Raw genomic sequence first — 21,675 nt, 5'->3', positions numbered from 1 at the left:
CGGCCCGTGCCCGCGGGGACGGGCCCGTTTATTTTCCGGGCGAAAGAAACAGACGGCGACGGGGCTTTCCTCTACACTCTCCTTGACCGCGACAGCCCCGGCGGACCCTATTTTCACAGGATAGTTATGTCGTTACCCTTGCCGCCCGACGATCAGGACGAGCCGATTCGCCAGTCACTTGACGATGCGCACTTTGCGATTGTGGTGCTTGCGGTGACCTCGGTAACGCTTATAATCTTTGTGCTGATGATCACGCTCTGGATGAGCTGACACGCACAGCGTCAACGGACTGGATGAGGAGAAGGCGATGGACTCCGGAGATGATAAACTGATCGCAATTATTGGTTTACTGGCCGCCTGCCTGATCGGGGTGACATTCCTGCTGACGATGGTCTGGTTCACCGACATCCGCCAGCCTGTCGATCCCTCCCTGGACGTTCACTCCTGCACTCCCAAAAAAAACTGTGTTCAGCACGCCTGATTCCGGGTGGCAAATTTAATCTGCTGACTGCGCAGCACCAGCGCTAACGCCTCATGCAGGTTACGGTTGCCGTTGGGATCGGCTAATCCCAGCAGCGGGCCGGGCGAACGCCGGTCGTCGGCCCAGGCGGGATACTCCACCACCGGATAGAGCGAGATACCCTCCACCGCGATGCCCTGATCCAGCGCCACCGCCACATTTTCCGCGATCTCCTGCAGCCACGGCGCGCGCGCGTCACCCTCTGCGCCGGTTTCGGCGATCAGCATCGGGCGCTGATAGCGCTGCCAGCACTGTGCCAGCAGAATATGCAGCGGAACCCGCTCCGGCTCCATCAGCGACATCGGCTGATCGGGGAAGAACCAGTGGTTGTCGGGATAGTAGTTCAGGCCGAGAATATCCAGGCAATCTTCACTGCCGCCCAGCTCCTTATCGACCCGGCCCGCCAGCATATCCCAGGCTTCGAACTGCGCCTGGTGCTGCGCATCGGCGCGCGGCTTGCTGTCCGGATTGTCGGGATGATGGGCAATCTGCACCAGCGGATCGGTCAGAACAAAACGCGCGTCGGGATAGACCTCGCGGATGGCATGAATAGCGGCCAGCGAGGCGCGGACCAGCTGGCGCTTCAGCTCCCTGCCACGCCGGGCGGCATGCGGATTAAACCAGGCAACCTCCGCCCCGGCCCATGACCAGAACGAGATCTGATTGACCGGGGTAAAGAAGGGGCGCTCGATGCCGCGATCGCGCATCAGCAGCGCCATCGCGTGGGCGTAGCGGCGAAAGTGATCGACAAACTCCGCCTTCCAGATGTTCAGGTGGTCGGGGTAGCCGAAGTGGGCCAGCTCCCAGATGATCTCCATCTGCTGACGCTGTGCGGCATCCACCATCGGCAGAAAGCTCTGCCAGTCATACTGGCCCGGAATCTTTTCGATAAGATACCAGCGGGCACCGTCACGCGCGGTAAGCAGATGCTGTGTGGCCAGTGCGGCGTAATCTTTTTCCAGCAGCATGTCGTGTCCGCTGCTGATCACCATGTCGAGCCGTTTGCCGGGTGTACGGCAGGCGGCAGAGCAGGGGAAACTGCCCTGAAAAAAGCTGCGGAACAGGCTGGGATGGTAACTCGGGCCGGTATCTGTAAGGGGGTAGTGAGACATATTCCTCTCCTGCCGGCCATTGCCGGTCACAGATCGTCCGGTTAAGTCTAGACTAAAAAACGGCCGCAACTTTCACGCATTCGGAACAGCGGCATAGCGCCAGGGGTCGGGCCGGGGAATAATAAAATAACAGCATCTTACAGGGAATTGTCATGACCGAAGCGTTTGCGCTCTCTCAGTCGTCGGAACGTGCCAGCTGGCTGCAAAGCCGGCTGGAGCCTGTGTGTCAGCGCCATCCTGGGCTGAGCGGTATTCATCAGCTCAGCGACGGACTGGATGCCTTTGCCGCCCGCTATCTGCTGATACAGAAGGCGGAGCGGTCTCTCGATATTCAGTATTACATCTGGCAGAACGACCTGTCGGGCCGGCTGCTGTTCAGCGCCGTGCTGGAGGCCGCGCGGCGCGGCGTAAAGGTGCGCCTGCTGCTGGATGACAACAATACGCCGGGCCTGGACGACACGCTGGCGCAGCTCAACCGCCACCCCGGTATTGAGGTGCGGCTGTTTAATCCGTTCTCTTTCCGTACCCTGCGCGCGCTGGGTTATCTCACCGACTTCGCCCGGCTGAATCGCCGGATGCACAACAAGAGCTTTACCGTCGATGGGGTGACGACCGTGGTCGGTGGACGCAACATTGGCGACGAATATTTTGGCACCGGCAATGAACCGCTGTTTGCCGATCTCGACGTGATGGCGATTGGCCCGGTGGTCAGCGAAGTGGCCGACGATTTCGAACGCTACTGGCACAGCAAGCCGGTGTCGCCGCTGCAGCAGGTGCTGGATGCCGAGGAGCCGGAAGAGGACAGCGTCAGTCTGCCTGCCGAGTGGCGTCACAGCGAACCGGTGCAGCGCTATCTGCAGCGGCTGGAAAACGCCTCGCTGCTGCAGGAGCTGGAGGCAGGCTCGCTGCCCCTGACCTGGGCGCGGGCGCGTCTGCTGAGTGACGACCCGCGCAAGGGGCTGGGCAAGGCGCGCGCCCGGACGCTGCTGCCGCAGCGGATGCTGGAGGTGATCGGCACGCCGCAGCAGGAGTTCGACATCATTTCCGCCTATTTTGTGCCGACCCGCGCGGGCGTGGCCCAGTTGCTGGCGCTGAAGCGCAAAGGGGTGAAAATTGCCATTCTGACCAACTCGCTGGCGGCCAACGATGTCTCGATTGTCCACGCCGGTTACGCCAAGTGGCGAAAGAAACTGCTGCGCCACGGGATTGCGCTGTATGAACTGAAACCGCAGGCGACCCTGCAGGATGCGCCGCACGACCGGGGATTAACCGGTAACTCCGGTTCCAGCCTGCATGCCAAAACCTTTTCGGTGGATCAGCAGACGCTGTTTATTGGCTCGTTTAACTTCGATCCCCGTTCTGCGGTGCTGAATACCGAAATGGGACTGGTGATCGAGAGTGCAGCGCTGGCCGGCGAGACACATCAGCGCTTCAGTCAGTCGATGCGCGACCGGGCCTGGACGCTGCGGCTGGATAAGTGGGGGCGGGTTAACTGGCTGGAGTATCCCGGCGAGGCGCAGGAGATTGTGCACAAGCATGAACCGGGCTGCTCCTGGTGGCAGCGGCTGCAGGTGCGGTTAGTGTGGCGTCTGCCGATTGAGTGGCTGCTGTAACCGCCACGCGGGTTCCGTGAGCCTGCGTGCCGGCAAAAACGCAGAACCCGCCATTGCAGGCGGGCTCAGCGCGGGCGACCACGCCACGCATTCCTGAGGGGTGGCGTGTGCGCCCGGCACGTTACCGCTCTGCCTGGCGGCCGGAAGTCACGGCTCGCGCTTATTGCACCTGTTTACGCTCAAATTTCCCCGAGAACAGGAAGCGCAGTAGCGGGATGCGCAGGTGGATCTCATAGAGCAGAAACGCGATGCCAAACACCATCAGCAGCCCCATGAAAAAGCCCAGCGTGTTGTTTTCAATACGGGGCGTGACATAGATGCCATACAGCAGCGTCAGGGGATGGTGCACCAGATAGATAAACAGCGACGCATTAACCAGATACATGATGCGCGGCGAGTGCGAATTAAGCAGTTTGTGACCCAGGCAGAAGCAGACGTTCAGCATACAGAGTCCCATCAGCGTCGTGATAATGGCATCCGTTTCATACAGCCAGCCATCGCCGCTGCCCAGGCGCTGATTGGCGCAGTAGGCGACGAACAGCAGCAGCGCGCCGATCCACATCACCGGATTAAACCGCACAAACAGCGCTTTCAGCGGCGGATGTTTCCACGCCAGCGCCCCCAGCATAAAGAACGGCAGGTAGAAGAGCGTCTGCATCACCACGATGTTGAACAGGCCATCCATCAGCCAGTTGGGCTGGAAGATAAACACCAGACGACGGAACAGACACCACACCAGCGCCCACGCCAGCACGCCGCCCGCCAGAGCGCCCCAGCCGACCCGCGAGTAGTCGATGGTCCGATGCTGGTCGCGCAGCCAGCGAAACGTCACCATGCCCAGCGTGGTCAGCATCACCAGCACCACCAGGAACCACAGGTGAGAGATCAGCTCCCACATCAGGTTATTAAACTTCTGATAGGGGGTGAAGCGGGGCCAGTCAGCCAGCTTATCGGTCCAGGCCTTCAGCATGAAAAACTGCGGCACAGTAATGAGCGGCACCGCCGTCAGCATCGGGATCCCGACACGCTCCAGGCGCACCTTCAGGAACCGCCGGGGCTGATAGCGCAGATAGAGCATGTAGGAGAAATAGCCTGAGATGACAAAAAAGACCTGCATGCGGAAGGAATGAATAAAATCATTCAGCAGCGTCAGCCACAGTGACGCCTCCTGGCTGTTCACTGCCCATTTCTGCGCGGAGTAGATGAGGGAAACGTGAAACGGTACCCCCAGTAACATCAGGTAGGCGCGAATGGAGTCGAGGAAGTATTCACGTTCAGGTTTTACAGTACTCATAAAGTTCCAGTTCGTTAGTACGGTTGGCCGGTTTCACCCTGAAACCGGATTATCATCGTCGGAAATTCTAGCTGCGATAAAGCGGGTATACTATCAGTGGAATCCGGAGTGTCTAATTGTCCTAAACTGGCGTAAAGCCTGCTGAAAGGCAGGAACAATCTTGCGCATAAGCTGTCGGAAAACCGAATAATCCTTTAAGATAAACGGGTTTGATTTAAGCACACGAAAGGGGGGGATGTGCTGACTAAAGAAAAAAATAAAGCCGGACTGATGAAGGTACGCTGGATGGGTACTGCGGTTCTGCTGGCGTTGTATGCCAACAACAGTTGGGCGTTTAATATTGATGATGTCGCAGTTCAAGCCAAAGCGTTGGCAGGGAAAAGCTTCGAAGCGCCTAAAAGCAATTTACCCTCTCAGTTTCGTGAAATGAAATTTGCTGACTATCAGCAAATCCAGTTTAACCACGATAAAGCGTACTGGGGCAAACTGCGCACGCCATTTAAGCTGGAGTTCTATCATCAGGGGATGTACTTCGATACCCCGGTGCAGATCAATGAGGTGACCGCCAGCGCGGTGCGCGAGATTAAATACAACCCCGATTATTTCAATTTCGGTAACGTAAAACATGACGCCGATGCGGTGAAAAACCTCGGTTTTGCCGGTTTCAAAGTTCTTTACCCGCTGAACAACAAGGGTAAAAGCGATGAGATCGCCAGCTTCCTGGGCGCCAGCTACTTCCGCGTCATCGGTGCCGGTCAGGTCTATGGCCTGTCGGCGCGTGGACTGGCCATCGACACGGCGCTGCCGTCCGGTGAAGAGTTCCCGCGCTTTAAAGAGTTCTGGATTGAGCGGCCAAAACCGCAGGACAAACAGTTAGTGATCTATGCGCTGCTCGACTCGCCGCGTGCGACCGGGGCGTATCGCTTTGTGCTGCGTCCGGGTGAGGCGTCAACGGTTGACGTACAGTCGAAGGTTTACCTGCGTGATAACGTCGGCAAACTGGGGATTGCTCCGCTGACCAGTATGTTCCTGTTTGGTCAGAATCAGCCGTCTGCGGTGAACAATTTCCGTCCGGCGCTGCACGATTCAGACGGTCTCTCTATCCATAACGGCAACGGAGAGTGGATCTGGCGTCCGCTGAACAACCCGCGTCATCTGGCGGTCAGCACCTATACCATTGAAAATCCAAAAGGCTTTGGTCTGCTGCAGCGCGGCCGTGACTTCAGCAACTATCAGGATCTGGACGATCGTTACGATCTGCGTCCAAGCGGCTGGGTTGAGCCGTTAGGCGACTGGGGTAAAGGCCGGGTTGAACTGGTCGAAATCCCGACGGCGGATGAAACCAACGACAACATCGTTGCCTTCTGGACGCCGGAGAATCTGCCAGAGCCCGGCAAAGAGATGAACTTCAAATATCGTCTGCACTTCTCGCGTGACGAAAACCAGCTGCACTCCGACGATACCGCCTGGGTCAAAAATACCCTGCGTTCGGCGGGAGATGTGAAGCAGTCTAATCTGGTGCGTCAGCCGGATGGCACTGTGGCCTTTACCATCGACTTCGTCGGTAAAGACATGAGCAAGATGGCCGAAAACAGCCAGGTTGCGCCACAGGTCAGCGTTGGCAAAAATGCCGATGTGGTTGAGCAGAGCGTACGTTATAACCCGGTCACCAAAGGCTGGCGTCTGGTGTTGCGTCTGCGTGTGAAAGATGCCAAGCAGTCCACCGAAATGCGGGCGGCGCTGGTCAGCGGCGACAAGACATTGACGGAAACCTGGAGCTATCAGTTACCTGCCAATGAATAAATCGACTTTTACACCTCAACGTTATGTGGAATCTCTGCCGCTGGATGCGGCAGGGAAGGCACGTCTCAGCGGTTCTTTACAGAATGCCGGGGCGTTCCACTTCATCCATGATGCGCTGGGCAGGGATGTCGCCGCCAGCGATCGCCCCGACGATGCACCGTTAAAATCGGTCTCATCGCGGGTTGAAATGGCCTGGCCGGATTCACTGGCCGGCGGCCAGCAGCTGGGCAAAGATGATCTCGACCGCACCACGCTGAAGGCGATGCCGAAAGTCAAACGCTCCCTGATGTTCCCGGAAGCCTGGCGCACCAACCCGGTCGCCCGTGCCTGGGACTCACTGCGTGGACACAAAACGGTGCCGCGTTACGCCAATGCGGAAGAGCAGCGTGCGGAAGAGAAGTGGCGTCATGTCGGTTCGATTCGCCGCTACATCCTGCTGATCCTGACCATTTTCCAGACCGTGGTCGCCACCTGGTACATGAAGAGTATTCTGCCGTACCAGGGCTGGACGCTGCTGGATCCGATGGAGATGATCAACCAGAACTGGCAGCAGTCTGTGATGCAGATTCTGCCGTATGTGTTGCAGACCGGTATCCTGTTCCTGTTTGCGATCCTGTTCTGCTGGGTCTCTGCCGGCTTCTGGACGGCCCTGATGGGCTTCCTGCAGCTGCTGATTGGGCGGGATAAGTACAGTATCTCCTACTCGACGGTCGGGGATGAGCCGCTGAATCCGGCGCATCGCACCGCGCTGATCATGCCTATCTGTAACGAAGATGTGGAGCGTGTTTACGCGGGTCTGCGTGCGACCTGGGAATCTGTGGTGCGCACCGGGAACGCCGATCACTTCGACGTCTACATCTTAAGCGACAGCTACGATGCGGATATCGCCATCGCCGAACAGAAAGCCTGGATGGAGCTGGTGCGCGATGTCGGTGGCGCAGGCCGGATCTTCTATCGCCGTCGTCGTCGTCGTGTGAAGCGTAAAAGCGGCAACATCGATGACTTCTGCCGTCGCTGGGGCAGCAACTACAGCTACATGGTGGTGCTGGACGCCGACAGCGTGATGAGCGGTGAGTGTCTCACCGGTCTGGTGCGCATGATGGAAGCTAACCCGAACGCCGGGATCATTCAGTCATCGCCGAAAGCCTCCGGTATGGACACGCTCTATGCGCGCTGTCAGCAGTTTGCGACCCGCGTCTACGGTCCGCTGTTTACCGCCGGTCTGCACTTCTGGCAGCTGGGTGAGTCGCACTACTGGGGCCACAACGCCATTATCCGCGTGAAACCCTTTATCGAGCACTGCGCACTGGCGCCGCTGCCGGGTGAGGGCTCTTTTGCCGGTTCCATCATGTCGCATGACTTCGTGGAAGCGGCGCTGATGCGTCGTGCTGGCTGGGGCGTCTGGATTGCCTATGATCTGCCAGGCTCTTATGAAGAGCTGCCACCGAACCTGCTGGATGAGCTGAAGCGTGACCGCCGCTGGTGTCACGGCAACCTGATGAACTTCCGCCTGTTCCTGGTGAAAGGGATGCACCCGGTTCACCGTGCGGTGTTCCTCACCGGTGTCATGTCCTATCTGTCGGCGCCGCTCTGGTTTATGTTCCTGGCGCTGTCTACCGCCCTGCAGGTGGTGCACACGCTGATGGAACCGACCTACTTCCTGCAACCGCGGCAGCTGTTCCCGGTCTGGCCGCAGTGGCGTCCGGAGCTGGCCATCGCGCTCTTCTCGACCACGATGGTGCTGCTGTTCCTGCCGAAGATGCTGAGCGTAGTGCTGATCTGGTTCAAAGGATCGAAAGCCTATGGCGGCCCGCTGCGCCTGCTGGCGTCGCTGGTGCTGGAAACGCTGTTCTCGGTGCTGCTGGCACCGGTGCGCATGCTGTTCCATACGGTCTTCGTGGTCAGCGCCTTCCTGGGCTGGGAAGTGGTGTGGAACTCGCCACAGCGTGATGATGATGCGACGCCGTGGAGCGAAGCGTTTAAACGTCACGGTTCACAGATGGCACTGGGTCTGGTGTGGGCGATTGGTATGGGCCTGCTGGATCTCAATTTCCTCTGGTGGCTCGCGCCAATTGTCTTCTCCCTGATCCTGTCGCCGTTTGTTTCGGTGATGTCGAGCCGCGCGACGCTGGGGCTGAAGAGCAAGCGGGCGAAGCTCTTCCTGATCCCGGAAGAGTACGCGCCGCCGCAGGAGCTGGTCGACACCGACCGCTATCTGGAGCTGAACCGCGAACGTGCGCTGGAAAATGGCTTTATGCATGCCGTGTTCCATCCTGCGTTTAACGCGCTGGCCACGGCGCTGGCGACCTCGCGTCACAAGCAGAGTCAGTTACTGGACTATGCCCGCGACCGTCGTGTGGACCAGGCGCTCAGTGATACCCCGGATAAACTGAGCCGCGACCAGCGTCTGCAGCTGATCAGCGACCCGGTGGTGCTGGCCCGCGTTCACACCCGACTGTGGGAAGAGGCGGACAAGTATCATCAGTGGGTAGAGAGTTATCAGAAACTCTCACTTAACCCCCACGCGCTGAAAAACGCGTAATCAGAAAAAGCGGCAGAGATGCCGCTTTTTTTTCGGATGAAACAGACGCGACAGTGGTAGATTGTGGGCTGACCGTCACCGCAGCGCGCGTGACAATCTCAACGGCTGTCTGGGGCGGATATCAGTGGTGAACGGGTTGATTAAAGCGGGCGTTATCGGTGTGGCGGTGATCTGCCTGAGCGGGTGCGGCAGTATCATCAGCCGGACTTTTCCGGGGCAGGGGCACGGTAATCAGTACTATCCCGGCGTGCAGTGGGACGTCCGCGACAGCGGATGGCGGATCCTGACGATCCTCGACCTGCCGCTGTCGCTGGTGGTGGACACCCTGTTGCTCCCTGTGGATGCCCGGCACGGGCCTTACGAGTAGCTGCGGTCGGAATCGCTGTTATCGTCTTCCCACTCCTGGGCCGCGGCTTCACCCTCTTCGGTGTCCAGCGGCGGCTCAAGCTGAAACTCGCCGTCATCCCACTCGTGCAGGGTATTTTCCGCTAACCACTCCTGACGCAGCTCCACTTCATCAAAGTCAGCATCGAAAATGGCCTGAGCGGCTTCACCGCTGCGGTAGGGCATGCACTCCCCGGTATCGCCTTCATCTTCCAGGAACTCGGCCTGCCACATGATATCGCCATCCTGCATCACATACTTCTGCAGACCAAACTGGCTGATCGACGCATCCTCTTCCTCAAGCTCCGGGTGATTCGCGAGGAACTCTTCACGTGCAGCATCAATGGCTTCCTCTAACGTACTGTACATGCTCATTGCGCTTCTCCTTTACGGGTTCATTGACTGCGGGTTGATTTGATTTCAGTGAAGGATAGACGAAATTCAGGGGAGGGAAAGGCGCGGGCAGTGCAACTGACGGGAAATAAGCCATTTCCCGTCAGCGGGCATCAGATCATCTTTTGCGGAAAGTGCAGAACCGGCTGAACAGACTCATGGATCACGGGCGCCGAGTAGCGGATACAGCATTTGATACAGGGCTTCACCTTCCTGAAATTAATGCGGGCGATGGAAAGCGCCTGGCTCAGGTTATATAACGTACCGATAAAGATAACCGCCTCTTTATCAGGCATCCGCTTACAGCCTTTACGATGAAGGAAGTGATAATTTTCCTGATCGGTACCGATAGTCACGTAATAGTAGAGACCTTTGTTCATATTATCTGTCCCGTTAGAGGTTTGCTGTGTGTGATCTTTTTTTATAATTCTGTCAGAACCGTTAAACGCCTGACTGTTCAGCCAGAAATTACCGGGAACGATAACTTTCTTCAAATGCCATAACGGTCTATCGGACTGTTAAATAATTGTGAAATGGAATATAAGTCAAATCACGTCAGCAATCCTCTGTAAAATAAGTTAATTTTCAGTCATTCATAAGAGACGGGATACCATTAAGCGCGGCTAAATAGGATTAGGCCTGGCACCGGAAATAATCAGCGCCAGAATAAAATCGATATATTCTGCAGAAACCATAATGAATAAAAAACGAAAAGGCACGTATGCCGCCTGCGCTATTCTGAATTGATAAGTGACCGTAATTTTAATCGGGGAACGGGGAGAAGAATTGACCGGATCTGGATTAATGCGTGGCGCTGCTGCCGCGCGCCGAAAAAAGCGGAAGAGGGCGCGACTGTTTTATTTAGCAGGCAGGGAGATCAGAAACGCGCTAAATGGCGTTCAGCCATTTAGCGCGAACAGAGACTAGTAGCGTGAAGGTTCGCCTTCCGGACGCGTTTTGAAACGGCGGTGGAGCCACATGTACTGTTCAGGTGCCAGCAGCACGCCTTCCTCAACCACTTTATTCATCCTGGCGGCGGTCACTTCGTCGCTTTCCAGGGTAAATTCACCGCTGATGTCAGGCAGAATCATCAGTTCATAGCCGCGACCGTCAGGCAGACGACGGGGCACGAAAGGGATGACGGCGGGTTTACCGGTGCGGATCAGCAGATGCGTACCGACCGTGGTGGCGGCTTTTTCCACGGCAAAGAAGGGCACAAAGACGCTGCTGCGCGGGCCATAATCGTGATCCGGTGCGTACCAGATGATCTCACCCTGCTTCAGGGCGCGGATCATTCCCTTGAGATCTTTACGATCGATCATGCTCTTGTTCGAGCGCATTCTGCCTTTGACCTGCAGCCAGTCGATCAGCTTGTTGTCATTCGGACGGTAGACGCCAATCCCCGGATTGTGGATACCAAACATACGCGCGCCAATTTCCAGTGTCAGAAAGTGCATGCCGATAAGCAGTATGCCGCGCTGGCTGTCGTGGGCCTGCTGAATATGCTCCAGACCTGAAGGCTTATGCCATTTATTGATCCGCCAGTCGGGCCAGAACCACGCCATACCGGTTTCAATCAGGCCCATGCCGACCGATTCGAAATTGTGCTTGATCATCGCTTCGCGCTCATTGACCGGCATATCCGGGAAGGTTAATTCCAGATTCCGGCGGGCGATGCTGACGCGGCGCTTCATAAAACGCATCCCGATACGGCCAATATTACAGCCGAGAACATAGAGCAGGGGATAAGGAAGTAGCACCAAAAGATAAAGAGAAGCGACACCCAGCCAGGCCAGCCAATAGCGTGGGTGAAGCAGTTCTCGTGAAAACTGAGGCAACTGAGTCATATGAAGGTTAATTTTCCTGCGTCGCGCACCGTGCGGTGCTGATATTTCGTTAATTTCCGCCATTGTGCCAGTTTTTAACGTGCGCATAAATATCGGTGACAGCACAGACGACTGCGTGGCGAATACCGGCAGTGAAGGAGTGATGATAAAAACAGCAACTGACAATCATTCCTGACACCGGCCTTTGCATCCGGGTGAAATCAGGTATCATGTTGCCGCTAAATTTCACCTATTGATAACAGGAAAGAACACCATGCCAGTGTTACATAACCTCGTTTCCAATAAAGAGCTGAAAGCGCGCATGCTGGCTGAAACCGAGCCGCGCACTACAGTCTCTTTTTACAAGTATTTTCAGATTGCCGATCCGAAAGCCTTTCGCGACGCGCTCTATGTGGGCCTGACCGCACTCAAGGTCTTTGGCCGCGTCTATGTGGCGCATGAAGGCATCAACGCGCAGATCAGCGTGCCCGCCAGCCAGTATGAGAAGATGAAAGCGTGGCTCTATGCGTTCGATCCGTCGCTGGACAATCTGCGGATGAACATCGCCCTGGACGATGATGGGAAATCGTTCTGGGTACTGCGTCTGAAAGTGCGCGATCGCATCGTTGCCGATGGGATTGAGGATGAGACGTTCGATGCCAGCGACGTAGGCCAGTACCTGAAAGCGGCCGACGTTAACGCCATGCTGGACGATCCTGATGCGCTGTTTGTGGATATGCGCAACCACTACGAATATGAAGTGGGCCGCTTCGACAACGCGCTGGAAGTGCCTGCCGACACCTTCCGCGATCAGCTGCCGATGGCAGTTGATATGCTGAAGGATAAGAAAGACAAAAAGATCGTGATGTACTGCACCGGCGGGATCCGCTGTGAAAAGGCGAGCGCCTGGATGCGTCATAACGGTTTTGAGGATGTCTACCACGTCGAAGGCGGTATCATCGAGTATGCCCGCCGTGCCCGTGAGCAGGGGTTACCGGTTCGCTTCAAAGGCAAAAACTTCGTGTTCGATGAGCGTATGGGCGAGCGGATCTCCGATGATGTGCTGTCGAACTGCCATCAGTGCGGTGAACCCTGCGATACCCACGTCAACTGCGTGAATGACGGCTGTCACCTGCTGTTTATTCAGTGTCAGCGCTGTGCAGAGAAGTTTGAAAACTGCTGCAGCCCGCTCTGTCAGGAAGAGGCTAAACTCTCGCCGGAAGAGCAGCGTGCCCGCCGGGCAGGACGCGAGAACGGTAATAAGATCTTTAACAAGTCCCGTGGCCTGTTAAGCATGACGATTCCCGCGCCACAGAAGAAATAAGCGTGGCCGCCTGAAGTGCGCTTCAGGCGGCTTGCCGTTTTACTGACGGACCCCTTCCACCGAGATCATCAGCTGAACCTTCTGTGAAGCCGGCCCCAGGTCTTTGGTAATATTGAAATCCTTGAGGGTAATTTCACCCTCGGCCTCAAAGCCTGCGCGGTAACCGCCCCACGGATCTTTTCCTTCGCCCAGCATTTTCGCCTCCAGCGTCACCGGTTTCGTCACGCCGTTCAGGGTCAGATCGCCGGTAATCTCCAGTTCATCACCCTCTTTTTTCACCGCTGTGGATTTGAAGGTCGCCTGCGGGTTTTTGCTGCTGTTCAGGAAGTCTGCGCTGCGCAGATGCTTGTCACGCTCGGCGTGATTGGTATCGACGCTGGCGGTGTCAATCGTCACCTCCACCTTGTCTGCCGCGGGATTCTTCTCATCAAAGGTAAAGCGGCCATCGAACGTTTTAAAGGTGCCATACAGCCAGCTGTAACCGAGATGCTGAATACGGAACTGGATAAAGGCGTGCTGGCCCTCCTTGTCGATTTTGTAGTCCGCCGCATGGGCGCTCAGTGAACCGAGCAGCAGGCTGGCGCTGGTCATCGCCAGTAACGTTTTCCTGAACATATTATTTATCCTTTTCAAGGAGAGTGGAGAGGGGGTAACCGGACATCCGTTTCAGGGTGCTATCGCGGTCGATAAAATGGTGTTTCAGCGCCGCGAGACCATGCAGAACCGAAAGCATAACCACCGTCCAGGCGAGCCAGAGATGAATGTCGCCCGCCAGATCGGCCTGTTCGCCCGCACCGCTGAACAGAGCGGGCAGAGTAAAGAGGTTAAAAACGGCAACAGGCTTTCCGTCCGCGGTGGAGATCAGATAGCCGCTAATCAGAATCGCCAGCAGCAGGGTGTAGAGCAGCAGGTGCGCCACCACGGCGCTGATGCGCACCAGCGGCGAATAACTGCTCAGCGGTTTTGGCGGCGGGGAAATAACGCGCCACAGCAGGCGAACCATCAGCGTCAGAAACAGGATCACGCCAATGCTTTTATGGATCTCCGGGGCGTCGTGATACCAGCTGTCGTAATAGCCGAGGCCGACCATCCATAATCCCAGCGCAAACATGGCATATATTGCCAGCGCCATTGACCAGTGCAGCAGAACCGCAATCAGTCCGAACTGATGAGAGGTATTCCGTATTAACATAATGATGCGTTCGCAGGGAAATAATATGAAATAAGCATCTACATTATGAAATATAAAAGCAATCGTCCTTACGCTTCTATAAATTTCCGCGCGGCGGAATAAAAGACTGAATAAAACGCCGGATAACGCGCAATATTATTGAATGAGAATTTTCCAGTCCGGGGGGCGGTCAACGAAAATAGGGGGGAATTAACATTACGGGCCATAACGCCGTGCCCTTATCTGTCAGGTCTATTCAGGTTTCGTCAATCTTTGTCAGCCGGAAGGGATCGCGGCGATCCCCTCCGGCTGCGGCATCAGAAGCGGGAGAGGCGGAACGGCGTTAAATCGAAGGAGAAGGGTTTCGCCTGAGCAAATTCTGCCGCCAGCTCCCCTAGTACGCTGGCAAACTTAAAGCCGTGTCCGCTGAGGCCGGTAATCACCAGGCGATCGGGTTCACCTGGCAGGGTGTCGATAATAAAGTCTTCATCCGGGCTGAAGTCATAGCTGCACGCTTCACCGTGCAGACAGACACCCACGCCGGGTAAAAACTGCCGCAGGAAGCTGAAGGCTTCGCTGCCATCGGAGGCGACGGTGCCAAAGGGTCTGCGATCTTCGGGTTGCTGCATCCGCTGGCCGCCATCATGACGGCCCACTTTCAGGGCGTTGTTATCCGCCGGGAAGCCGTAGAACTGGCTGCCGTCGCGCATCTCCACGGTAAAGCCGGGGAACTGATTATTTTCACTGTAGCGGCCGTCGGCCTGATACCAGGCGAACACTTTGCGGGTCGGGGCGACCGGCAGATCCGGAACCAGTTTTCCCACCCAGGTGCCCGCGCTGACCAGCATTTTGCGGCCCCGGTAGATGCCATCCAGCGTGGTGACCTGCTGCAGATCGCCGTCGCGGCCCAGCGCGGAAACCGGGCAGTTGAACAGCTGCGCACAGCCCGCCTGTTCGGCCAGCTGGATCCAGCTGCGCACCGCCTGTTCGCATTTCAGAAAACCGGACTGCGGTTCGAAGACGCCCAGATAGCCTTCTGGCACGTTAATCTGCGGCCAGCGTTTGCGCACCTCATCGGGCTGCATGACCTGAATATTGAGCTGCCAGCGGGTAGCGCTGTCGATGACGTTACGGATAAACGGCGACTCAAGCGGGGCCAGGTTCAGCACGCCGCTGCGATGCATGATGCGTTCACCAGCCTGCTGCTCCAGCTCATCCCACAGCGTCTGCGCCCGCAGCACCAGCGGCACATAGCGTTCGCCTTCACCATAGGCGTGGCGGATCAGCCGGCTCTCGCCATGATGGGTGCCCTGCTGGTGGGGAGGGTGGGCGCTGTCGATCATCAGCACCGATAAACCCGCCTGGGTGGCATAGTAGCCGGCCGCCGCGCCCACCGAGCCGCTGCCAACGACAATAAGATCATAAATCATGGTAACCACGCTCTAAGAGTCAGATAATCAAAAGCATACCAGAAACAGAAACGAAAAAGGCACCCCTGAGGGTGCCTGTCTGATGTGGCAGAAGTTAATGCTTATTAAGGAGTCGTTCTATCTGCTCGGCTGATTCTATCTTGGCAATCCCCGCTTCGAGGATCGAGATAAACTGCCTTGCCACATCCGTTGTCAGCCAGTAGGTCGGGCCAACATCCGCTTCTTCTTCTTTCTGATCCTGCGACGATAACGAGTGCAGGCGGATCATCATGGCGTCATAACTGTCAACGGTACTGATATCCCAGCCCACCAGCGGGTGAGTCTGAATCACGTCTTTTCTGTCCATTATAACCTCCTTATTACTCGTTAAACGAAGTGCATGGTGAGGTTCAATGCGGCTTTTTTCTTCCAGTCGAGAAACAATTATAACAGTAAACCCGGGCATCACTGTTTAAAAAGTGCCGTGAGTCAGCTTCTCACAGAACATTCGTGTTTAACAGGCCGAAGATGAAAAATAAAATGCCTGACGGGCAGGCATTTTTATCATGATTCAATGGACAGGCAAAAAGCGGATAAAGCCTGATCAGAGCGTGGGGCTTTCCGGTACGATGCCGCCGCTGCGTTTCTGCACGCTCTCTGCCAGTCGGGCAAAGTGCTGCTGAAGCTGCTCATCGTGATTCTGGTTCTGAGCTTCCAGCGACAGGTTGTGCGCCAGCAGCTGGCTGGCCCGATCGTCAAGACAGAACATCAGACTGGAAAAGGCATTTTCCAGCACCGTTAAACGACGCTGCTGGTCGCCAATCAGTGCCAGCAACTCACCAAAGGTCATCGCCTCTTCCGGTTTATCAGTAGTCATGGTGTCGCATCTCCTGTTATGCATGACGAGCGCAAGCATAGGGCATTGATCATTCAGAGTCTAGATGCTGGGCGGGGGAAGTGCGAGAGGGGAGAAAAGATAAAAAAACCGGGTGGCGACACCCGGAAAAAAAAGCACAGTGGCGGTTAATCAGTAATGAACCAGTCGTCAGCGCTCTCCCACGTCTGCTGCAGGATCTCGCTGATCTGGTCGCGCGTCTCTTTTCCACCGCCCAGCACGCTGAGATTGTTGGTACTGGCGTAACGCACCTTGACGTGATTGGTCGAGTCAGGGAACTGTTCATCGATGCGGCGCGACAGTTCGTCGCTTAACGCTTCGATCGCACCAGCAGGAAGAGGTCGGGTATTGGATACGGTAATTTCAACGCGCATAACAGCCTCCGGTTCAGGTACTGTATATATTTACAGTATCCAGCGGCCGGAGGCAAGAAAAATTATGCGACGCGCCAGTTCAGCGTCTCACCGGCCAGGAACGGCACCAGCGAGTGACTGCCCAGGGCGAGGGTGTCCGGCACCTGCCAGGTTTCACGCACCAGCGTGATGGTGCCTTCATTCAGCGGCAGGCCATAAAAACGCGGCCCATTCTCCGAACAGAACGCCTCAAAGTGCTCCAGCGCCCCCAGCTCTTCAAACACGGTGGCGTAAGCGGGCAGCGACGTTGGCGCATTAAATACGCCAGCACAGCCACAGCTGGACTCTTTGAGATGGCGCAGATGCGGGGCGGTATCGGTGCCGAGGAAAAAGCGCGGATGGCCGCTCGCCACCACCTTGCGCAGCGCCTCCTGATGCACGTTGCGCTTGAGGATCGGCAGGCAGTAGAGATGCGGACGGATACCGCCGACCAGCATATGGTTGCGGTTAAACATCAGGTGCTGCGGGGTAATGGTCGCGCCCAGGTTCTCATCGGCGGCGGCAACGTAGTCCGCGGCGTCCTGGGTCGTGATGTGCTCCATCACCACTTTCAGCGCCGGAAACTGGCGGCGCAGTGGCACCATCACCGTTTCGATAAAGCGCGCTTCGCGGTCAAAGATATCGATATGCGCTGCGGTCACCTCTCCGTGTACCAGCAGCGGCATTCCCAGCGTCTGCATACGATCCAGCACCCGCGCAATCGAGGCGATGTCGGTCACGCCGTGGCTGGAGTTGGTGGTTGCGTGCGCCGGATAGAGTTTCGCCGCGGTAAACAGACCGGCGGTGAAACCGCGCTCAAGCTCATCCGGATCGAGAGAGTCGGTCAGATAGCAGGTCATCAGCGGGGTAAACTTATGATCGGCCGGCAGCGCCGCCAGAATACGGTCGCGATAGGCTTCACCCGCCGCGATGCTGGTCACCGGCGGCACCAGGTTTGGCATCACAATGGCCCGGCCATTCACCGCGCTGGTATAGGGCAGGACCGTGTGAAGCATCTCATCGTCGCGCAGATGAATATGCCAGTCGTCAGGGCGACGCAGGGTAAGTTGCTGAGGGTGTGCTGTCATCAGTGAAGCTCCGGCAGAAGAGAAAACAAAAGGCGTGTTTTGGCCGGGGTCTAAGCATAAGGATTCAGGCAACCGTTTGCACCTGCTTTTTATGCAGGCAACGAAAAACCGCGCCAGAGGCGCGGTATTCACTGTTACTCAGTAAAGGGGATCACCAGCTCGCCGGGCTTCACTTCCAGCCCTTTCGCGAACTTCTTCGCCAGCGACTCGCCCTTGCTGCGGTCGGCGCTGAGCACGTAGGCCGGTTTCTGATCAAAATAGCTCTTGAGCGACTGATTCAGGTAGGGGGTCAGCGTCTTCATGATCGCGGCCATTTTTTCCGGTGCCACCTGCGCATCGGTAATCTCCAGATCGCGCAGATAGATGGCGCCCTGCTGCGGATCGTAGATTGGCTGTGCCCGCATCTTCAGCTGCATATCGGCCTGCTGTGGCCCGAACAGCGAGGTGACGTTGATTTTGGCACTGCCGGAGAGGGTCACTTTGCCCGGCTCTTCGCGGCCGATCTGGCTGCTGAGATTGTTCAGCACGATATGCGCGTTAACCAGCCCGGCAACGCCAATATCTTTCTCATAGTTGTTGTGCTTCTGCAGCGCCTGGTTAACGTCCTGTTCGCTGATGGTGTATTGCGTCAGCTGATTACAGCCACTCAGCAGCAGGGCGAACAGCAGGGCAGTGAGCCCGAAAAAAGCCTTTTTCATCGATCGATATCCTGAATATCAGAGCCAGTAAACAGGCCATAGCCTGCCTGAATGTGGCGCGGGTGTCATCAGGAAAGGGATGAGAAACGCCGCAGCGTCTCTCATCTGGCGGCTCAGTGGGCGATGGAGGAGAGCAGATTGACCTGGGTCTGTTTGGCCATGTTATCGCGATAGTCGGCGACCCGGGCGGGCCAGTCGATACCGGCCACCAGCGTCAGCGAGCGCAGCAGGGGGAAGAGGTTAAAATCGTCTTCCGACAGCTCGCCGTTGACCGCGTTGGGCTGGACGATGAGCCTGTCGAGCTTGCGCAGGTCGTCGCTGACATTCTTAATCAGTCCGGCTGAATGGCTCTTCAGTGCGGCAAAGTCGCCAATGCTCGCCTGCTTTTTCGTGCGGAAATAGTCGCGCGCCTCTGGCGTGGCAAATTCGGCAAACGCCGCCTCCGCAATGCGTGGCAGCAGCAGCTTATTGACGTAGCTGTTCATGTGACGCAGCCAGTCGGCGATGGCCGGATTCAGCGCGCCGGTGATCAGCGGCGCGTGATCCTGTTGATCCACGTAATGAACAATCTCCATGCTCTCCGGCATGGCGCTGCCATCCTGCTTCTGCAGAATCGGCACCATTTTTTTGCCGACCAGACGGACTGGCGTCTCTTCATCGTCGTTGAGCATCACTACCAGCTCAACCGGCACATTTTTCAGACCAAAAATCATGCGCGCTTTCACGCAGAAAGGGCAGTGGTCATAGATATAGAGCTTCATCCTGATCTCCCGTGTGACAGGTTTAGGTTTAACAGAGTGAATCAAATCATCCTGTTTTTCGGGCCCGTAAAAAGTATGGAAGAGATTAGCGGACAGGGCAAACCGGGGGGCGTGGGCGGCCAGCGGCCTCACCGCCGCAGGTGGCGATAAGCGTGCGAAATCAATCGCTTTACGGCAAAACCGCGGTAACGTTTTACCGTAGCCCGGGTGGCGGTTATAGTGAAGGCCGGGTAATGACGGCTCATCTCTATCGGCCATTGATTTCAGGAGTCAGGATGTTTGGCTATCGTTCTGCCGCGCCCAGGGTGCGCTTAACCACCGATCGGCTGGTGGTCCGTCTGGTTCACGAACGTGATGCCTGGCGAATGGCAGATTACTATGCGGAAAACCGCCTTTTTCTCAAACCGTGGGAGCCGGTGCGCGATGACAGCCACTGTTATCCCTCTGGCTGGCAGGCGCGACTCGGCCTGATTACCGACCTGCACAAGCAGGGGTCGGCCTTCTATTTCATTCTGATGGACAGCGAAGAAACCGAAGTACGGGGCGTGGCGAACTTCAGCAACGTGCTGCGCGGCTCCTTTCACGCCTGTTACCTCGGCTATTCACTGGGCGAAAAGTGGCAGGGCCAGGGGCTGATGTTTGAAGCGCTGCAGGCGGCTATCCGCTATATGCAGCGCCAGCAGCATATGCATCGCATCATGGCTAACTATATGCCGCACAATCAGCGCAGCGGCGATCTGCTGGCGCGGCTCGGGTTTGAAAAAGAGGGCTACGCGAAAGATTATCTGCTGATCGACGGGCGCTGGCAGGATCATGTACTGACGGCCTTAACCCAGCGGGAATGGACGCCTGACCGGCGTGGACACTAATGAGGATGCGAACATGAAGATGGCTTTATCGGCGCAGGCGCAGCGGGTGCTGGGTTGCCTGCTGGAGAAGCAGGTCACCACGCCGGAGCAGTATCCGCTGTCACTCAATGGGGTGGTGGTGGCCTGCAACCAGAAATCGAACCGCGAGCCGGTGATGGAGCTGAGCGAGAGTGAGGTGCAGGATCAGCTCGATCAGCTGGAGAAGCGGCATCTCATCACCGCCAGCAGCGCCGCCGGACAGCGGGTCGTGAAGTACGGGCAGCGTTTCTGCAACTCCGCCTTTGGCGCGCTGAAGCTCAACAGCGCCGAAGTTGCCATCCTCACGCTGCTTTTACTGCGCGGGCCGCAGACGCCGGGTGAGCTGCGTACCCGCAGCGGACGGCTGCACGACTTCCGCGAGGTCAGCGAAGTCGAACAGACGCTGGAGGCGCTGATGCAGCGCGACGACAGTGCGCAGGTGATGCGACTGGCGCGTGAGCCGGGCAAGCGCGAAAGCCGCTTTATGCATCTGCTGGGTGATGTCAGTGAGACGCCCCCGTCTGCGGAGTCAGCGGAGACTCAGGACGATCTGGCGGCGCGCGTCGCCACGCTGGAAACCCAGGTCGCCCGGCTTCAGGCCCGACTTGATCAACTGCTGTCACCGGAGAGCTGAGATGAGCGTACGTATTGGCGTAGTGGGGCTCGGCGGGATTGCGCAGAAAGCCTGGCTGCCGGTGCTGACGGCGGCCACGGACTGGACGCTGGTGGGTGCCTTTTCGCCGAATCAGGCCAAAGCCCGCCCGATCTGCGACAGCTATCGCATGCAGTGTTTCGGTTCGCTGAATGACCTGGCGGCGGCCTGCGATGCGGTCTTTGTCCACAGCAGTACCGCCACCCACTATGAGGTGGTCAGGGCGCTGCTGCTGGCAGGAAAGGATGTCTGCGTCGATAAACCGCTGGCCGACACGCTGGAGCAGGCCGAGGCGCTGGTGGCGCTGGCGGAGAAACGGCAGCGAAAACTGATGGTGGCGTTTAACCGCCGTTTCGCCCCGCGCTATCAGCAACTGCGGGCCGATATGGCAGGCGCGACGTCGCTTCGGGTTGAAAAGCATCGCAGCGACAGCGTCGGGCCGCAGGATCTGCGCTTTACCCTGCTCGACGACTACCTGCATGTGGTGGACACCGCACTCTGGCTGGGCGGCCGCCCCCTCCGCGAGGTGCAGGGGCGCATCGACACCAACGATCAGGGGCAGATGCTCTACGCCGAACATCACTTCTCGCTGGCAGGCCTGTCGATCACAACCAGCATGCACCGTCGTGCGGGCAGCCAGCGCGAACGGGTCAGCGCGGTGTGTGACGGAAAGTGTATCGACATCAGCGAGATGCGCGACTGGCAGGAAGAGCAGGACGGCAAGCTGCTGATCGTGCCGCCGCCCGCCTGGCAAAGCCATCTGGCTCAGCGGGGTTTCAGCGGAGCCGCGCACCATTTCATCGACTGCGTACAAAATCAGACGAAGCCTGAGACCAGCGGCGAGCAGGCGCTGATGGCGCAGCGCGTGGTGGAAAAACTGTGGCGCGATGCCACCCGTGAATAACGCCTTG

Annotated in this window: 24 protein-coding genes; 10 read left to right on the top strand and 14 right to left on the bottom strand. The window is 57.4% G+C overall.

Annotated elements, in window-relative coordinates; translation table 11 throughout:
* Positions 1 to 126: 126 nt before the first annotated feature.
* Positions 127 to 270 carry a hypothetical protein gene (locus tag J1C59_RS11905; RefSeq protein ID WP_167498268.1) on the top strand — a complete coding sequence of 48 codons (144 nt, stop codon included), beginning with the start codon at positions 127 to 129 and terminating at the stop codon, positions 268 to 270.
* A 37-nt stretch (positions 271 to 307) separates the two neighbouring features.
* Entirely contained in the window at positions 308 to 481 is a 174-nt protein-coding gene (locus J1C59_RS11900) for a hypothetical protein (RefSeq protein WP_167498269.1), read from the top strand.
* On the opposite strand, the gene J1C59_RS11895 is transcribed toward J1C59_RS11900, so the two are convergent.
* Entirely contained in the window at positions 469 to 1,632 is a 1,164-nt protein-coding gene (locus tag J1C59_RS11895) for a glycoside hydrolase family 1 protein (RefSeq protein WP_128086810.1), read from the bottom strand. The two genes, J1C59_RS11900 and J1C59_RS11895, sit on opposite strands and share 13 nt — an antisense overlap.
* A 152-nt stretch (positions 1,633 to 1,784) precedes the next feature.
* On the opposite strand from J1C59_RS11895, the gene J1C59_RS11890 reads away from it, so the two are divergent.
* On the top strand, positions 1,785 to 3,245 hold the full coding sequence (locus tag J1C59_RS11890) for a phospholipase D family protein (protein ID WP_140917187.1): 1,461 nt from the start codon (positions 1,785 to 1,787) through the stop codon (positions 3,243 to 3,245).
* Between the two features lie 160 nt (positions 3,246 to 3,405).
* On the opposite strand, the gene mdoC is transcribed toward J1C59_RS11890, so the two are convergent.
* A complete protein-coding gene (gene mdoC, locus J1C59_RS11885) occupies positions 3,406 to 4,539 on the bottom strand; it encodes a glucans biosynthesis protein MdoC (protein ID WP_128085666.1) in 1,134 nt (377 codons plus the stop codon).
* A 267-nt stretch (positions 4,540 to 4,806) separates the two neighbouring features.
* On the opposite strand from mdoC, the gene J1C59_RS11880 reads away from it, so the two are divergent.
* The 3 genes from J1C59_RS11880 to J1C59_RS11870 all read left to right on the top strand — a co-directional run bounded on the left by J1C59_RS11880 (position 4,807) and on the right by J1C59_RS11870 (position 9,251).
* Complete coding sequence (locus J1C59_RS11880) at positions 4,807 to 6,342, top strand: glucan biosynthesis protein G (protein WP_208721868.1); 1,536 nt, start codon at positions 4,807 to 4,809, stop codon at positions 6,340 to 6,342.
* Complete coding sequence (gene mdoH, locus J1C59_RS11875) at positions 6,335 to 8,884, top strand: glucans biosynthesis glucosyltransferase MdoH (protein WP_128085667.1); 2,550 nt, start codon at positions 6,335 to 6,337, stop codon at positions 8,882 to 8,884. The genes J1C59_RS11880 and mdoH overlap by 8 nt, the downstream gene beginning before the upstream one ends.
* A 127-nt stretch (positions 8,885 to 9,011) precedes the next feature.
* Complete coding sequence (locus J1C59_RS11870; RefSeq protein WP_128085668.1) at positions 9,012 to 9,251, top strand: YceK/YidQ family lipoprotein; 240 nt, start codon at positions 9,012 to 9,014, stop codon at positions 9,249 to 9,251.
* Here J1C59_RS11870 and J1C59_RS11865 read toward each other — a convergent pair.
* The 3 genes from J1C59_RS11865 to J1C59_RS11855 form a co-directional block, all read right to left on the bottom strand.
* A complete protein-coding gene (locus J1C59_RS11865; protein ID WP_111138610.1) occupies positions 9,242 to 9,643 on the bottom strand; it encodes a MysB family protein in 402 nt (133 codons plus the stop codon). The two genes, J1C59_RS11870 and J1C59_RS11865, sit on opposite strands and share 10 nt — an antisense overlap.
* A gap of 131 nt (positions 9,644 to 9,774) precedes the next feature.
* On the bottom strand, positions 9,775 to 10,041 hold the full coding sequence (locus tag J1C59_RS11860; RefSeq protein ID WP_128085669.1) for a hypothetical protein: 267 nt from the start codon (positions 10,039 to 10,041) through the stop codon (positions 9,775 to 9,777).
* A 543-nt stretch (positions 10,042 to 10,584) separates the two neighbouring features.
* A complete protein-coding gene (locus tag J1C59_RS11855; RefSeq protein ID WP_111138612.1) occupies positions 10,585 to 11,508 on the bottom strand; it encodes a Kdo(2)-lipid IV(A) acyltransferase in 924 nt (307 codons plus the stop codon).
* Positions 11,509 to 11,761: 253 nt separating this feature from the next.
* Between J1C59_RS11855 and trhO the strand changes: the two genes are divergently transcribed.
* Positions 11,762 to 12,811, top strand: a complete 1,050-nt coding sequence (trhO, locus tag J1C59_RS11850) for an oxygen-dependent tRNA uridine(34) hydroxylase TrhO (protein ID WP_128085670.1) — start codon at positions 11,762 to 11,764, stop codon at positions 12,809 to 12,811.
* A gap of 39 nt (positions 12,812 to 12,850) precedes the next feature.
* Here trhO and J1C59_RS11845 read toward each other — a convergent pair whose 3' ends face one another.
* From J1C59_RS11845 to grxB, 9 genes are all read right to left on the bottom strand, one after another.
* Positions 12,851 to 13,426 carry a YceI family protein gene (locus tag J1C59_RS11845; protein ID WP_128085671.1) on the bottom strand — a complete coding sequence of 192 codons (576 nt, stop codon included), beginning with the start codon at positions 13,424 to 13,426 and terminating at the stop codon, positions 12,851 to 12,853.
* 1 nt (position 13,427) lies between these two features.
* Positions 13,428 to 14,003 (bottom strand): cytochrome b, encoded by a 576-nt coding sequence (locus J1C59_RS11840; RefSeq protein ID WP_128085672.1) that lies wholly within the window; start codon positions 14,001 to 14,003, stop codon positions 13,428 to 13,430.
* A gap of 296 nt (positions 14,004 to 14,299) precedes the next feature.
* Positions 14,300 to 15,412, bottom strand: coding sequence for an N-methyl-L-tryptophan oxidase (gene solA / locus J1C59_RS11835; protein ID WP_128085673.1), 1,113 nt, complete (start codon positions 15,410 to 15,412; stop codon positions 14,300 to 14,302).
* Between the two features lie 94 nt (positions 15,413 to 15,506).
* The gene (gene bssS / locus J1C59_RS11830) at positions 15,507 to 15,758 is read right to left on the bottom strand and encodes a biofilm formation regulator BssS (protein ID WP_128085674.1); all 252 of its coding nucleotides are present in this window, start codon (positions 15,756 to 15,758) and stop codon (positions 15,507 to 15,509) included.
* A 237-nt stretch (positions 15,759 to 15,995) separates the two neighbouring features.
* The gene (locus J1C59_RS11825; RefSeq protein ID WP_128085675.1) at positions 15,996 to 16,268 is read right to left on the bottom strand and encodes a hypothetical protein; all 273 of its coding nucleotides are present in this window, start codon (positions 16,266 to 16,268) and stop codon (positions 15,996 to 15,998) included.
* A gap of 146 nt (positions 16,269 to 16,414) precedes the next feature.
* Positions 16,415 to 16,660, bottom strand: a complete 246-nt coding sequence (gene dinI, locus J1C59_RS11820; RefSeq protein WP_111138619.1) for a DNA damage-inducible protein I — start codon at positions 16,658 to 16,660, stop codon at positions 16,415 to 16,417.
* A gap of 62 nt (positions 16,661 to 16,722) precedes the next feature.
* Positions 16,723 to 17,766 (bottom strand): dihydroorotase, encoded by a 1,044-nt coding sequence (gene pyrC, locus J1C59_RS11815; protein ID WP_128085676.1) that lies wholly within the window; start codon positions 17,764 to 17,766, stop codon positions 16,723 to 16,725.
* A 134-nt stretch (positions 17,767 to 17,900) separates the two neighbouring features.
* Complete coding sequence (locus J1C59_RS11810; RefSeq protein ID WP_128085677.1) at positions 17,901 to 18,464, bottom strand: lipoprotein; 564 nt, start codon at positions 18,462 to 18,464, stop codon at positions 17,901 to 17,903.
* 113 nt (positions 18,465 to 18,577) lie between these two features.
* The gene (gene grxB / locus J1C59_RS11805; protein ID WP_128085678.1) at positions 18,578 to 19,225 is read right to left on the bottom strand and encodes a glutaredoxin 2; all 648 of its coding nucleotides are present in this window, start codon (positions 19,223 to 19,225) and stop codon (positions 18,578 to 18,580) included.
* Positions 19,226 to 19,500: 275 nt separating this feature from the next.
* Here grxB and rimJ point away from each other — a divergent pair, with 275 nt between their 5' ends.
* The 3 genes from rimJ to J1C59_RS11790 are packed head-to-tail and all read left to right on the top strand — an operon-like array spanning position 19,501 to position 21,668.
* Positions 19,501 to 20,094, top strand: coding sequence for a ribosomal protein S5-alanine N-acetyltransferase (rimJ, locus tag J1C59_RS11800; protein ID WP_111138623.1), 594 nt, complete (start codon positions 19,501 to 19,503; stop codon positions 20,092 to 20,094).
* A gap of 13 nt (positions 20,095 to 20,107) precedes the next feature.
* Positions 20,108 to 20,746, top strand: coding sequence for a DUF480 domain-containing protein (locus J1C59_RS11795; RefSeq protein WP_128085679.1), 639 nt, complete (start codon positions 20,108 to 20,110; stop codon positions 20,744 to 20,746).
* A gap of 1 nt (position 20,747) precedes the next feature.
* On the top strand, positions 20,748 to 21,668 hold the full coding sequence (locus J1C59_RS11790) for a Gfo/Idh/MocA family protein (protein WP_128085680.1): 921 nt from the start codon (positions 20,748 to 20,750) through the stop codon (positions 21,666 to 21,668).
* Positions 21,669 to 21,675: the final 7 nt, after the last annotated feature.

The organism is Pantoea deleyi, assembly GCF_022647325.1.
In the GTDB taxonomy this organism is placed as follows: Bacteria; Pseudomonadota; Gammaproteobacteria; order Enterobacterales; family Enterobacteriaceae; genus Pantoea; species Pantoea deleyi.
This window is presented reverse-complemented; position numbering and strand designations above follow the sequence as displayed.